Genomic DNA, 14,453 nt, shown 5'->3' with positions numbered 1-14,453 from the left:
CGACCTCGCGAAGTAATGTCCTGGTACGGTCCGCACGACGACGGACATCGGCTGGAAGGTCAAACTTTTCCGTGATAGATACGCCGGCGGGGGCATCATGGGTAAGGAGTACATCCACAGGGCCACCGCCCACCAGCCTTTGGGCTTCGGACTCGCTGGGTTCCTCATTCGCCCACCAGTCTTTTCCCTCAGTCCGGTGCTCCTGGTCAACGCTGTAGGCCCCGCCCAGGGCACCAATTGTCAATCCGCTTATATGGGCTCTACCTCCTCGAGGGAGGACGCGGATATTGGATCTGAACGTCCCTAATCCGTCTTCCTGTGGGCTGAGCTTCATCAGAGTGTCCCAGTTGTCATGGTTTCCTCCGGAGACGATGAGTTCGATGTCGCATTCAATCAGTCGTCTGTTCAGTCTGTCTTCATACCTTGCACGCTTAAGCCCGGGCCAATCAAGCGCGAAGTCTCCCACGTGCAGAATGGTTTGCGCGCCGCTTCGGGCTGCAGAGCGGATTACAGCCAAAGCCCACTCCTGGTCACCGTGCCAGTCGCCGGCGATGACGATGGGCTGAGCGGAACCCCGGTCAAGTATTGGCATGAAGGTGACCATGCTCTTTGAAAGCGGTAGATGTACTGGAATTGAAGGCCAAGCAGCCCCTATCTACTCGAGCGGAAACGGCGATCGCGACGGCTGGGGTTTCCGGCGTCCGGCCATTACAGATGGTCCCTTCCTCATTGATCACTATGTAACCCCATTCGAAAAGCGGGTCGCATCCCAGCGAACAGACCAGCATGGCCACAGAATCGAAATCCCTGCGTTCCTCCTCAGTGCACATGCGGCGCGGTTTTATGTGACCAGCGATAAGGAGACGCCTCGGATACGATTCTCCGCAGATCGAGCAGGGTGCAGCCTCCCGTTCTCCCAGAAGCCGCCGACGGAGATCAGCCTGTTCTGTGCGCAGCATCGTGAACGCCGCAGTATCGGTGTCTTGGCCGTTCCACCAGTCCTCAGGTCGGCCCATAAACCCTTCGGCCCGGTCCGGCAATTGCACCTTGAGTTCTTCCAACAGGCGTAGGCCTTCTTCTTCCGCCAAGGTTGACAGGAACCGTTCGGCTGGGCGGCCAGCCGAATGAAGGGGGGGGCATCCTTTCGGCCGTACTGAATCAGCTCAGCTACCCGCGTGTAATGCAGTCTGAGGCCGGTGGCGAATGGATCAACTCGGACCAGCCAGCCCTCGTCCTCTTCTCCGACCCGACCGGGATGATAGGCCGCTGGACGGTGGCATTTTTGCCAGGGCTCGATAACGACGCTGACGGCCCTCAGATACCCATGCGCATGATGGAAAACGACGTCCCCCGCACGGATCTCCTGGATGAAGGCTCGAGAGTTGTCCAGTTTTCGGCCATTAGGACGTGGGCATGTCCAGAGAGAGCCCTCATTAATTGCATCCTCGTAGTTCCTGTTTTGCGTAGCCCACCAGAATCTCATGGACACACTCTGCCATGATTGGCAGCGCCTGCGCTGGATGGCTCGCCCGAGGGGAAGAAGCCCCAGCGGGAACGCTGAGCTACCAGTTTCTATCCGAATTCTGGGCACTTCCCCATCGGGTCTGGGGCGCTTGCGGTCTGAAGTGGTTATGCCGCAGGACCAAGGACCCAGGACCTGGGAGCGTCGCTCCGGTCCTGAAGGGCGCCACTATCCCAGGTTCACCGGTTTTTAGCCTGTGCTCTGTCCGCTGCGGTTGACAGACGGAAGGCGTCCAGGGCGGAGAACCCCGGGTAGAGGCCGGCCTGGTCCATGTTGGCCAGGTCTGACTGGATGGAACTGGAGCCGGCCAGGGCGTCGCGGAGCGTGTCGGCAGGAACCAACAGGAGAAGCATGCGCAGTGCCAGGACATTGCGTACGGCCAGGCTGGCCGCGTAATACCGGTCGGCCTCGTCGCCGTGAAATCTCGTCAGTGATTGATGGCTCTGGTCGTTGCGGATGTCCCTCACCGTCCTCTTCCAAGGCTCTAAGTTGGGCGGGCCGCATAACCCGGGGGCGACTAGCTCCAACTCCTTGGCGAGATCCTCGGCCCGTACCGCGTAGTCGACCCTCCTCTTGGCCCGGGGGTCGAGGCGTTTGTGCAGGCCCTCCAAGGCCGTTGTTAGCACTTGGGCGGTAGCCTGTAGAGGCATCAGATCCAGCTGCATAGCCGCAATGTAGGGCAGGGGCTCGAGCCTGTGGGCCGTATCCAGCCAGGGGGCGATTATGTTGCCAGTGAGCTCCTGCACGGGGAGCAGGTCCGACTTCGAAACCCTGCCGACCGTTTCTACGGGAGCAACATACTGATGGAAGGTCCCGGTTGTGAGCACCTGTGTCAGGATGATCGCCGGAGGTCGGCGGCGGCACCACAAGCCGGCGAGTACTGTGGAAGGCCCCTGAATGTCGGAGATCAGGTCGTAAAGCGGTGCCGGATCATCGGGCGTGAATTCTAGGCCGCAGTCGTTTCCTTCCACGATCCGACGCACTGTCCCTGAGACGGGCAGTCTGACGCGGGCCGGTTCTGTCTCGGTCCACAGGTCATTTTGGTCCGGACGGAGACCCGGTGCGGCAAGGTCCCATACCCAGCGGATTGCTTCCACTGGCGATACGAAGCTCAGGTGCGCACCATCCACGTACCGCTGCCCCCTCATCCGCTGGGTTACCCGCGCTGGCAGTCCCAGGACATCCTGCATGTGGGCTTCTGGGAAGGACATCAGCCGCTGCCCATCGAGTTCGGCCAAGATGCACCGCGGTTCGTGGTCGGCGACGATATGGCGAGCATCCGCGCTGATGGCGTAGCCGTTGGGCAGGGGGGTTATCTGCTGGGGCATGAAGCAGAACTGCTCGAGGTCGAGGGTGTAAGTCCCATCCCCATGGAGTATGGCTGTTCCAGGTACCGGAATTTCGTCCCCTGTGCGGAAAGTTCCGGTCAGTCTCTCTTCCATAGCTTGATTATCCGCGTGGGAACGAATTTTGTGCAGCTGGTGTGAGGCTTCATCTCGAGGACACGCGATGCCGACGACGGCGGCGCCCGCACAGGACGGCCCGAGGATCTAGAAGCTCAGCATGATCCCGGACCAGCCTTTAGCACTCCGTCGCTTCCGGCCTCAAGAGGCTATAGTTTCGCCGACGGTAATGGAAATTATCGTCGATAGCTCATTGTGAGGGTTTTGCGCGCCGGAGAACTTCATTCCGCTGTTGAGTGCGCACACTGCACCTGAGGATGGCGCCCCCGGCCTTCCTCGCAGACGTCGGCACAATCATCCCTGCTTCACCTGCTTCACCTGCGAGAAGGGTCCCGCGGAGCCTATGACGCCGAAGCCTGAACGGAACTTCTCATCCGCGGCCACAGCGGCCGCTATGCGGCACCAGACCAGCCCTGGATCCGGCGGGACTTCGGCGGGAATCTGTACATCGACTTCGAAAACCTGCCCGAACACATCTGCAGGCCATCCGGCACGCCGACGGCGCCGCGTCTAGGAGTGCTCGGGCTCCGACGCCTGAAACTACGGCCTGTCCAGAGGCTTCCAGACACATAAGCTGTTTTTCCCTGAGTGGATTCGCCTCGACCGCGTATTGCATACCCGGGTTGTGTCACTGCTGGCCGATAAGATCCAGAGTTCATTGACTTTGGAGAAAGTAGGCAATTCAGTGCCCGCGCGGCTGACCAATGAAACAGCAACATCAGGACTTCTTGGGTTCGGCTATGAAGCGCTGGAGAGTTATCCGGGCAGCATTACGGCACCTTGGCGCGCCAGACACAAGGACTGCGGGCAAGGTGTCACCCTGACATGGATGAAGGCAGCGAATAAGGACTCGTTAATCGAGTGCCCGTGCCTCCCAGCCATAAAGGCGGCCAGGCTGGTGCGACGCACCGCCACCATGCTTAACCGCAAGGCAATCGAAGCCGTTGAAGAAATGAAGGCTGCATCGTGGAAGCCGCTCGAAGCGTATCCGGGATATTCGGCCAGGTGGCGCTGCCTCTGCATGGTCTGCGGAGAAGAGAGTGCTGTCCTGCTCGGAACCGTCAGAGCAGCGCGCGTTAGAAGTCGGAACAAGCAGAACGGATGCCAGTCCTGCACAAGGAAAGCCTCCGACCGGGAGGCGGAGCTGCGTAGTTTCGCAGTGTTGGCTGAAGCAGGCATGAAGCCGTTGGAGCCTTACCCTGGCTCGCGTCTGGCACCGTGGCGGATTCGCTACACAGAGTGCGGCCACGAAGCCGCCCCGGTCTACGTCGAGATCCAGCAGGGCAACTCTCGATGCATGAAGTGTTCACGGATAGCAACCGGCGCCAAAAAGCTAAGGGTGAAGGCTGAAGCAGCGGTGGAGGTTATGCGAGAGAACTTCTTGGAGCCGTTGGTGCCCTACCCCGGCTCCGACGTGAATTGGGAATGCCGGTGCTCGAGGTGCGGCAACTTTACGAGTCCGAGACACAAGGACCTGAAGAGAGGTAAATCCATGGGGTGCTCCGTTTGTAAAACGAGATCCCAGGCCGCAACTAGAAAGGCGGGCAACGCCGAAATCGCGGAAGCGAGAATGCGGGCTGCCGGCTACACGCTGCTGGAACCTTACCCGGGCGCCGGAGAAAAATGGCATGTCCGCTGCAGCTGCGGAAAAGACACTTACCCCACCTATACCTCAGTGACTTCAACGGGGGTTCGAGGGTGCAAGGATTGCGCGGAGTATGGGTTCCAGCGGTCAAAGGCGGCGGTGGTCTACCTTGTCACTAACACCCGCCTTGGGGCCATCAAGGTCGGGGTTGCCGGGATTGATTCCAGCCGGTTGGCAGGGCATGCAAGGTACGGCTGGGAAGCAGTTGCCATCGAGGCGTTTGATGAGGGGGCCTCGGCGTGGGCTATCGAAAAGGAAATTCTGAACTGGTGGCGCGAGGATCTAAGTCTGCCGGTCTACCTTTCAGCGCAAGACATGCCCATAGGCGGTGCCACGGAAACAGCCGAGCTGGACGCCATGCCTGTCTGGATGGCGACCGAACGTGTACGTTCAGCGGCGGCCCGGGAACGCGAACTGGCAGCATCGGCATATGACATCAGCATTGAACCGGCAAGCTCACCAGGACCTTCGGTACTACGCCCCTGACTGTCCTTTTCTTACGCCGATAAATCTATACGTAAAGCTGGAGTTGCGAATTGCCGGCACCCGGCTCAAAACTCCTCTCCGAGCATTCCCACATACGTGCCATCCGGAATCGGTCGCGGCTTCGTCTCGTACAGGGACACAGCGGTGTGCCTGCCGCGGAATGAGAGTCCCAGGAGGAACTTCCCCGAGACGGACGGAACCGGTTCGTCGAACAGGTTCAGGTAAAAGACGACCTGAAGGACCCCATCAAAGTTGTCGATGCTCCGGAGCCTCCCGATCCGGTTACGGTCCCTGTCCAGAACCTCCAGGTTCTTCGGAGTGATGACCGTGCCGGTGAGCTTGGTGAGTGATTTGCCGGAAAGGGTCACCTTCCGGCCGTCCTGGCCCTCTACATCCAAAGGAATCCATACAGGGATCCTCCGCGCGTTCTTTGACTTCGTGTGGCGGACCATCGTTAGTGCGGGCCCTGTTTGCACGTCAGGCACCGGCCCGGCTTCAGGATGCTTTCCTCGTAACCGTGCGGGTACATCGGCGCGTTCCCCCAGGCCGACTCCATGCAGGACAAGCCTTCACGGCACCGGCCGCAGCAGGAGTGGCCGACGGCGTTGCTCAGCAGTCGATACTGATGCTTGGTGCAGTCGTGGAAACAGGTCCACGGTCCGGTCATTGTCAAAGGGGCTCCCAGATCAGGCGGGTCGGTTCACGGCTAGTGTCCCATGACCCTGCAGGTCACCGGCGGCTACGGGAAGATCGACCAGACCGGGAATCGCGGCATAGTGGTGAACGTGCCAGATATTGAACATTTCTAGTTGGAGTGCCCATGATCCATATCTGACACATTAACTGGGCTATCCGGGTGTCTCCGGTGCCTTCGGAATGGCCGGAACCTCCTGGTCCATGATGGCCGGTTTCTCCGCCGAAGCTATGTGCCGGTTTAGTCCGGCACCTTTCGCACTGGGCAGCTGATCCAGCCAGGCCTGTATTTCCTGCAGGACTTCCCGAGGCCGCGGTGCTGCAGAATAGACGCGGATTTCCCGGTACCGAGGATGCTGGATGGGAAGCTCCGGAAGATCATCCTCCCTGAGGCGTACGACAGCGTAGCCGGCTGCCAACAGATCTGCGCTCTTGCGTTCGTCGACGAGCACCTTTGCTGCGGCCCGGTGCCAGTAAGCGCCGTCATACTCAATGGCGAACTTCGTGCTGCCGGCCGCTGCGCTAATGTCCACCGTCCAGGTCGGCCGCGTAGAGAAGGCGCTATCCCGAACAAGTGCCCCGGACCGGACGCTTGTGAAGAACTCCTTGGCCGCGGCGTAATGGTCCAACTCCACCTTCGACTTACCGGCGACCTTGCATTCCGGGCACTCCGAACCATTGGTGCGGCTTGCGAGGGTGCTGTTCCAGACATGCTCCGGGTTGGTGGCGCAGATCCACTCCGGTACGAACGGGGTCGTTGCGGTGGGACGGACCTGCCAGGCACTGCGGGGATTGGCAGGGCTCCACTCCGCGGCCAGACCGGGGTCCTGCCAGGCGAGTGAATCCAGGATGGTTAGGCATTGCGGGCAGCGTAGCCGGTCGTACTTGTCCCGGGACCGGGGGCTCTCCTGCCATTCATAGCCGCAGCAGTCAGCCAGCCACCAAACGTTTCGCTGGGAGTCCCAGACAATACTTTCCGGGGTGAGTTTGCCGTTGCGGGTCGGGTGCCACTGCGAGGCTATTTCTGGAAGAGTGTTGGCAAGCCAGTTCTTCTGGGCCTTCCGTGTTTGAGCTGCCCGGCAGCTTGGGCAGCCCGATTCCAGAAAAGCGAGGGGCCTCATCCTGGGATGGTGTCCGGCAGGGCACTGGAACCGTCGCAGCTGCCAGTCACCGGCAACCATGACTGCGCGCGGGTCGGCATCGTCAGCCCAGGCGGTCGCCAGCTCCGGGACCTCGGCAACCGGGGTAATTCTCCACTTGGCGTGCTGCCTGTCCCGTTCTTCCTCCCGAAGAGCGTTGCACTGTGGGCAGGCAGGCCGCCCTCCGGTCATATCCAGTACCTTGGCCTGGAATGAATGACTGCATACGGGGCACTTCCACCAGCATTCCCGTCTGGCTCTGAGTTTCACGGTCCGGAAGGTTGTCTCGTCGTTGCGGTCGTGATCCCACCACACAAGCGAAGGGTCTGCGGAGTCGGCCAGCAGGTTCTGTGGTGAACGCGGAGTGCCGGACTTCGCTGACCCGGTGTCCCGAGTTGGAGATGAAGCGAATGCTGGGGTTGTTGAACGGGCGTTGCGGGTGCACGTGCAGCCCCAGCCGATGTCCCCCATGCGCTCTGCCGAGATCTTTCCGCAGGAGCGGCAGCGGGTGATGATCGGATCGTCGCCGTCGTTGATGTCGGTGGTCAGCGCGATGAGGTCAAGCCCGTTCAGATTGCAATGCTCCTCAATGTCACCTCGGGAATACAGCGGTTCCGGCACCATACGTCCCAGGCCTGCTCGGGCAACCTTGGCCCAGCCACGCCAATAGCACGCCCGGCAGGTTTTCTCACCGAGCGCATTTTTCTCCACCGTGTAGGCCAGCTTGTAGTGTGCCTGCACACCGCAGTCCACGCAGGTCGTCAGGCGGTACGCGTTGGGCTTGGTGAAGGGCTCGTCGGCCCGCAGGACGCCTTCAAGGAGGATCCCGTCGATGCAGTCCAGGCACCAGGACGGCTTGGTCCTGGTTTTGAACGCGGCCGGATTGCCACACCCCTTCGTTGAGCACAGCTGCCCTCCGTCCGGCAGCACCGGAGACTCCGTCGCGGTGGCGTTGGTCATGGTTCCTCGTCCTTCTCGATGCGCTTCCAGCTACAAGATACATAGGGCCGACAACTATTCGAATTCGGACCTGCAACACCGGCCAGGGCAGTCCGCTGCCGTTACGGGAACCTCTACGCGTGGCTCTCGAAATACCCCTGACGGCCAGGGAGCCAGCGCGCAGGAAGGGGGGCGGCCCACGGGCTTCAGATCACGCGCGAAGGCGGCCACACGAGTTGGCGAGCACGCGCCAGGGCACCCCCCTAAAGAAAACGCGGGGGAGCAAGGGAAGTCACGGAAGCAGGCCGGATTTTGGCGCTGGTTACCAATCACTCTAATTGTTTCCCTTACGGCCTTCATGGGCGGCGTGCAGGTCGATCCCTACGAGACTGACCTCGGTCGTGCCCGTGCTGACAGCAGCTGCCCCAGCGTGTGCGCCGATGGTCGCCCGGGTCGAGGTTGATCGTGGACGGGGCGGCGACCCCGTCCACGCGGGTCACACTGCGCCAATGGAAATACGTGGGCAGTTTCAGCGCCAGTCACGACAAATGAACGTATGCCCAAAGGTCCTCCGATACGTTGAAAAGCCGAGCGCCGATCTCATCAAGCTCATCCACGCCATGCAGGGTCGATTCCCAGACCAGATTCTGTCCATCCGGGACCGTTCCCTTTTTTCGCAGGTTGAAGACTGATTTGCTACCGAACATGATCTCTCCCACGCTTGAGTGCAGGATCTTGTTGCGTTGTATCAGGGCTGCTTTTGCCTCCCTAAGCATGGCCAGGACATGGTCTCTGTCGTCTTCACTGGTTGACGTTGATTTAGTGACCAAAGTCCTCGTCAAATCGATCACCGCAGACGCACTCATCTTCGCAGTCACGGCGTAGCCGACGCTGTAGTCATCGACGTTGAATAAACGCGCACACAGGTCGACAAGGTTCTCTTCTACTCTTGCTGCCCAGACAGCGATGCGGCCTACAGCAGCTTCTCCCTCGGTGGTCACGCCGGTGTAAGCGCGATGTCCTTGTATTTCCGTCATGTCTGGGTCTGTACCCCTTGTTCGGAGAGTGGTAAGCGGTGTGTCGGCCAGCGCATCCGAGTTTATATGTCGCATTAACGAATGGCTGACTAGGGAGATGAGGGTACGCCCTAAAGCGAAAGTTCAGAAGGTGGTACAGGCCCAGCGTCAAAAACGAGCTGAGCATCAAGCTCTCGGATACCTAGAGATGCGTTGCATAATTAAGGATGCAGCATCTCAGACTCCTCACTGATCAAACGTCATGGCATCTTCATCTCCAAGATTTCAACGAAGAAATCGAAAGAATAACTGCCATGCACCGGTATCTCGTCAATGTGTCGGAAAAGCAGTTCCGGGAGGAGTGGGACCGCTTGATGGCTTTGCCTGGGGACGGTAGCTACGACGGCGGAGACGCTATCTGGGATGCTGAGAGGAAAATCGGTGTCGCCCCGTGGGAAGTGGCGTCGCATGCAGGGCTGATGGCGATTACCCGAGCTGTGTCACTCAGCGAAGTTACGATCGCGCGTATGGCGGCAGCGCATTTTGACGACCCCGACCATTGGATCTTTCCCGAAGGGCAACTTTGGTTCCGCGAATGGGAACGGAAATTTTATAGGACCGTACCAATAAGTTCCTTCAACATAGATGGGAACGGTTTCGGAACGGTGAGAAGTTTGCGGAATCTTTATTCCCATGGTTATGGGATTCCAGCCACCGAAGCGCGCCGAAATGACCTGGCCCTTAAACTGTACAGCCAGTTCGATACCGGTCCGCTTACGCCGGAAGAAGAGAAGTTAGGTTACACGGGGGATGTCTACTTTTTTGGAGATGATGTTCGGTTCTCATCCAGAACCCAGGAACTAGACGCAGGGTCATTCGTAGCGAAACGGGCAGATATTAGTCCCTTAGCCACATATCGGCTCCTCAATCGAATCAAAATGCATATTGAAGCAGCTCACGGTGCACTCTCCGGAGGCGTGACGATGAATCTGACGGCAAAGAACAATAGTTTCGTCGAAACCGTTGAGAAGTGGTGGGCGAAGAAGGCGGGATAGTGGGCGGTTTTACCAGGCGGTCTCAGAACAGCGAATGGCGGCTGCCCGCGAGGGCCCCTTGTTACCCAGCTTGGGCCGCGAGAGCTGTCCCAGTGGGGGATCGGTTTGCGGGCGCTTGACTCACCTCACCGGGTCGATCCACCTCAGCTGGAGCAGGTGTCGGGGCGGCGCCAAAGCCTGCCTGTTAGCCTGCCTAACTGCCTTTTGCTGCAGAGCGTTGAGTAGCACAGGTGGGAGTCCCTCGTCCGGTAGGGTGGGGGCGTTGCGCCAGCGGGGCGCGAGGGAGAGGCTCGGGGGAACGTTTTGCTTCGGAAACCGTCAGTAGGGATGGTCGTTACTCTGTCGATGTTGGGTGGTTTTGCCCTCGGGATCGGCACGATACCCGCCCATGGGCTCGATGAATCCGAGACGGAGTCCAAGACAAGCTCATCGGCTGCTGATGACCTTGTGCCCTCACCGGCCTCGGCTACGGAATTTCCTGAGCTAAAGGATGATCCACAGACAGCTGTGTACGAACCGTTCATCGGTTGTTCTGCTGAATATGTGAATGGTCCAGGCGCTGCCCTGGACCAGAGCAGCATGATCGGCCCGGAGAATAGCGTGATGGTTTCGCCCGCTGAGATGAGATCCATGGGTCGGCCCGGAGCTGAGGTCGACGCACAAGCTCACGCGTGGAATGAGCTAAGCCAGGAAGAACGCGGTGAACAGTTGTGCCGCGCGGCTCAACAGAACGCTGTTATCGACGAGCTGCGATGAGTACCGAACGCAGCGCTAAGAGCCCCCATGGACCTGTCCGGTCAACCAGGCCCGACCTCTTGGTAAAAATAGTGCTGGTTGTCACCCTTCTTCCCATACTTCTCTTGGTCATGCTCTCAGCCGCCACCATTGTTTCCTTAGCCCGGGGAACGGGTGCCGTGTGGGCCCAGGTAACGATGTATCTGCCTTTCCTCGCAGCAGTTCTCGCCGCGGTCGTGACCGGTTTCCTAATGAGACGAGCTGAGACGTCCCGGCGGGCATGGGTGATGTCCCTTTGTGCGGTCACACTGCTCCTCGTCGCGGCGTTTCCGCCCTTTTATAGCTTCAGTAAGGCAATGGCTGAGGAGCTATGCGAAAACGCTCCCGGTGGCAGGGGATACTACGGGGCACCTCGTGAAGCTCCCGGCATCTGCCACTGGGCCAGAAACTAATTGCGCTGAAGCACAATGTTGATGGGTGCTCTCGGCTAGGCTCACGCAGTTGTTGCAAAACCCAGGCGGAGAGCCTGAGTAAACTGCGGCTCAGAGACTTGTCTCCCGCCGCAGGAGGCGTCCTGGTGGTGGATCCTTCTTCTGAACGTTAGCCATCCTCCCTTCCGGCATAGACTCCACCTACGGACGGAGACGAGGCGTTGGCCCCGGCAGCAAAGTCTCGTGCGGAATTGCCCAGTATTTGTTGCCTGTTGCTCGGGCTTGGAGTAGTCGTGGTCTTCGTCAATGGATGGATTCTGGTGATTGGGTCGCATGTCGTCCGCAACTGGATAGTAAGTTGCATGCTGCTCCTGGTCTCGCTGGTACTCCTAGGGGTTAGTGCAAAGACCCGCCGAAATGGCCGTGCGGGTGGCAGCGTGTGGGGGTGGCAGCGCTCCTTGGTCATGTTTTTGCTGGTCGGTTCAGTTGGTGCGGCCAGCTTAGTAGGAGCGTTTCAGGACATGAACACACATAACTTCGTGCTGGTCAGTCCACGTGGCCCGGACAGCTGTCGACTCGTCGTGCGCGAGTCCGCTTTCCTGATGTCAGGCAAGGGAGAGGCATATACCGTTGGTACTGCCGGCATAGGCCATCTCGCTGGGACATGGAGCACTGACGACGGATACCGGCCAATCGAAGAAGGGTCCTACACACTGGACTGGAATACAACTGGCGCAGAAATCACTGTTTATGAGGGTTTCGGATTCAGATCGCGCCAAAATCTTCTGCCACAACAGACGGTTGAATTTGGAGAAGTCACCGTTTCAGAAACCGACAGTATGGGGCGCGTCGAGCAACAACCAATCAGCTGCCGCTGATGCCAGAGTTTCTTCTGATCATCAACTGGAACTCGGAGGCGTCCGAGCGACGGATTGGCGTTCGGACCGGCTTACGGGACTAGGCTGCCCGACACGAAAGGTTCTGTTACGAGCGGTGGTGGACACGTCTCATGGACGGGTTCGCAGGGGCACAGATCCAGCTCCTGTATGTTCTGGTACGTGTCCAATGAAAAAGAGACGGAAGCCCACATAGAACGATCAATGTCAGGATCCAACCGGCGTCTTTATTTTCGCGGTGCATGGCTCAATGCTGTCTCTGTTGGCGGGCTTGTCTGGGTGTTGGTGGTGACGAGTCCACCCGGTGCCACGGATGATTTCGGTCCTGCTGGCATGGGCTTTATCTTCGCTGCATGGGTTGCAATTCCCTGGTTTATTTTTTCGCTCCTCGTGGGAGGACCTGTTGTTCTTCTGATGAATGCGGCATCGAGTCGGCCGGCGTGGATTGCTCTTTGCACCTGTTTTCTCTCGGCTACGCTAGCGGCGTTAGCCGTCCCTGTCCTGTGGCAGCTGGTTGTGGGTTCCATGACACTTGGGCAGGCTTTTGTCTTTTGGGTGCTCTTACCGTTGCTGAGCGGCGGCTGTTGGGCTTTCGTCATAGCTCGCCGTGTGCTGCCAAGGGGTGGGCTGAGATCGGCTTTGAGGCAGGCAACCAAACTGTGAATGCAGTGATGACTGGTGTTCAAAAAACTGCTGGTTCCATTAGTGGTCAGGTGAAATCCGACATCCTGAGTGAGAGCCGTGCGGGTCTTGGGTCCGTGAACCCTAAAGCGATGTTCGGGCAATACATAGTGTGAGCACAGACACTGACGGCGAAATCATTCGCCTTGCCCGGGACAACCCGGCCGTCTTCGGGGAACTGTATGACAGGCACGCTGCCGGCCTTTACCGGTATGCAGCGCGCCGGGCAGGGGAGTTCGCTGCCGACGACATTATTGCCGACACCTTCCTGGTCGCATGGGAACGGCTCGAGAGCTACGACCACGACCACGACGACGCACGTCCCTGGCTGTTCGGCATCGCTACCAACCTGCTGCGGCGACACCACCGGACAGAAGCCAGGATGCTGAAAGCCGCAGCGAAGGCAGGTCTGCGGGACTCCGTGGCCGATGAATCCGACAGGGTCGCTGCCCAGACGGATGCCCTGGTGGCCACAGGCCTGATCGCCGTGGCGTTGAAGTCGATGCCCGTCATCGACAGGGACACGCTGCTTCTCTATGCCTGGGGAGACCTCACCTACGAGGGTATTGCCGCCGCTATGAACGTTCCGATCGGTACCGTCCGGTCCCGTCTGAACCGGGCACGGCGGACCCTGCGTAACGCGCTTGATGCCGTGCAGCTTGCAGACAAAGGAGAAGAAGCATGGACGAAATGACACTGCTCCGCGGAATGCGTGACGGCATTGCCTCCCCGCCGCCGGCAACACTGTCCCGCCACCGCCGCAAAGTTCTGGCAGGCATAGGGATTGCTCCCTCCGTGGACACCGCAGTCGTGGCACCACCTCGGGCCAGCCATGGCAAGGCGCGCCGCCGCATCACTCTCTTGGCGGCAGCGGCGGCCTTCCTCGTCGGCGTCCTGGTGACGGCCGACGTCGTTCTGCCCGATCGCGGCCGGGCAACAGCGGAGGCAACCCAACTGCTTGATGACGTGGAAGCGGCCGCGATGAGTACCGCGGATCCGGTGGTCCTTCCGGGGCAGTATCTGAAAATCGAAAGGGAGGAGTTGTTTTCCAACACTTCCGCGGCGGACGGCGTAGTGCTTTCCTGGGATGCGCTTTCCCGCGATCAGCTCTATGTTCCCTCCGATCTGGAGGGTGAGTGGGTGTGGAACCGGGAAGCTCAGGTTCCGGCAGACTCGGCACCAGAGGTGGTCAAGGAACTCGCACGCAACCGGGCGGTTAATGATCCGCGAACAGAAGCCGCCATGGTGGGGGTTTTCCGGGCCCCGGGCGGTGACTTCGACGGTGCCGGCTACACGATACTGGGCGTGCCGCCGGCCGATACCACCGGGCTGCCCCGGGATCCGGCCAAGCTGCTCGACCGGATTTATGAGTACACGAAGGACCGTGGGACCCCGGACGACAAGGCCTTTGAGATGATCAAGGAAATCCTGCGCACCGGCGTGATCCCGTCGGATCTCCGCGTAGCCCTGTACCGGGCCGCCGCGCTAATTCCCGGCGTCGACGCTGTGGACAGCGTGGTCATGGCGGACGGCCGGGAGGGCGTCGCCCTCGGCATGCTCAGCCTCGATGGCATATGGCGCAGTGATCTCGTCATCGATCCTGCCTCGGGACTGGTGATCGGTGAGCAGGTTGTTTCGCTGCAGGATTACGACGGCGCCCCCGCCGGTACCGTTTCGTCCTGGCGATCGGTGCGGACTTCCGTGGTGGACTCCGCTCCATGAGGGGATCAGCTTCCAGGCGCTGGCGAGGTT

At 59.8% G+C, this 14,453-nt stretch carries 11 protein-coding genes and 1 pseudogene; 6 read left to right on the top strand and 6 right to left on the bottom strand.

What is annotated here, in order from left to right; genetic code table 11:
• Positions 1-13: 13 nt before the first annotated feature.
• The 3 genes and pseudogenes from AC5RTS_RS04815 to AC5RTS_RS04805 all read right to left on the bottom strand — a co-directional run.
• Positions 14-592 (bottom strand): annotated as a pseudogene (locus tag AC5RTS_RS04815) (metallophosphoesterase family protein); the annotation flags it as partial.
• Positions 579-1,061: a hypothetical protein gene (locus AC5RTS_RS04810; protein WP_493990931.1), complete on the bottom strand. Its 483-nt coding sequence runs from the start codon at positions 1,059-1,061 to the stop codon at positions 579-581. The gene AC5RTS_RS04810 and the pseudogene AC5RTS_RS04815, both read right to left, overlap by 14 nt.
• 640 nt (positions 1,062-1,701) lie before the next feature.
• The gene (locus tag AC5RTS_RS04805) at positions 1,702-2,964 is read right to left on the bottom strand and encodes a hypothetical protein (RefSeq protein ID WP_493990930.1); all 1,263 of its coding nucleotides are present in this window, start codon (positions 2,962-2,964) and stop codon (positions 1,702-1,704) included.
• 646 nt (positions 2,965-3,610) lie between these two features.
• Between AC5RTS_RS04805 and AC5RTS_RS04800 the strand changes: the two genes are divergently transcribed.
• Positions 3,611-5,116, top strand: a complete 1,506-nt coding sequence (locus tag AC5RTS_RS04800) for a hypothetical protein (protein ID WP_493990929.1) — start codon at positions 3,611-3,613, stop codon at positions 5,114-5,116.
• A 65-nt stretch (positions 5,117-5,181) separates the two neighbouring features.
• Here the strand turns inward: AC5RTS_RS04800 and AC5RTS_RS04795 are convergent, their stop codons facing one another.
• From AC5RTS_RS04795 to AC5RTS_RS04785, 3 genes are all read right to left on the bottom strand, one after another.
• Positions 5,182-5,514, bottom strand: a complete 333-nt coding sequence (locus AC5RTS_RS04795; RefSeq protein ID WP_493990928.1) for a hypothetical protein — start codon at positions 5,512-5,514, stop codon at positions 5,182-5,184.
• A gap of 450 nt (positions 5,515-5,964) precedes the next feature.
• Positions 5,965-7,908, bottom strand: a complete 1,944-nt coding sequence (locus tag AC5RTS_RS04790; RefSeq protein WP_493990927.1) for a zinc-ribbon domain-containing protein — start codon at positions 7,906-7,908, stop codon at positions 5,965-5,967.
• A gap of 518 nt (positions 7,909-8,426) precedes the next feature.
• Positions 8,427-8,924, bottom strand: coding sequence for a hypothetical protein (locus tag AC5RTS_RS04785; RefSeq protein WP_493990926.1), 498 nt, complete (start codon positions 8,922-8,924; stop codon positions 8,427-8,429).
• Positions 8,925-9,130: 206 nt separating this feature from the next.
• On the opposite strand from AC5RTS_RS04785, the gene AC5RTS_RS04780 reads away from it, so the two are divergent.
• From AC5RTS_RS04780 to AC5RTS_RS04760, 5 genes are all read left to right on the top strand, one after another.
• Positions 9,131-9,958: a hypothetical protein gene (locus tag AC5RTS_RS04780; RefSeq protein ID WP_493990925.1), complete on the top strand. Its 828-nt coding sequence runs from the start codon at positions 9,131-9,133 to the stop codon at positions 9,956-9,958.
• Between the two features lie 327 nt (positions 9,959-10,285).
• Positions 10,286-10,714 carry a hypothetical protein gene (locus AC5RTS_RS04775; protein ID WP_493990924.1) on the top strand — a complete coding sequence of 143 codons (429 nt, stop codon included), beginning with the start codon at positions 10,286-10,288 and terminating at the stop codon, positions 10,712-10,714.
• Positions 10,715-11,645: 931 nt separating this feature from the next.
• Positions 11,646-12,002 (top strand): hypothetical protein, encoded by a 357-nt coding sequence (locus AC5RTS_RS04770; protein WP_493990923.1) that lies wholly within the window; start codon positions 11,646-11,648, stop codon positions 12,000-12,002.
• An 811-nt stretch (positions 12,003-12,813) separates the two neighbouring features.
• Positions 12,814-13,395, top strand: coding sequence for an RNA polymerase sigma factor (locus AC5RTS_RS04765; protein WP_493990922.1), 582 nt, complete (start codon positions 12,814-12,816; stop codon positions 13,393-13,395).
• Positions 13,383-14,423, top strand: coding sequence for a CU044_5270 family protein (locus tag AC5RTS_RS04760; protein WP_493990921.1), 1,041 nt, complete (start codon positions 13,383-13,385; stop codon positions 14,421-14,423). The genes AC5RTS_RS04765 and AC5RTS_RS04760 overlap by 13 nt, the downstream gene beginning before the upstream one ends.
• Positions 14,424-14,453 lie beyond the last annotated feature (30 nt).

The sequence above is a fragment of the Arthrobacter sp. MDT1-49-2 genome (genome assembly GCF_059090185.1).
This window is presented reverse-complemented; position numbering and strand designations above follow the sequence as displayed.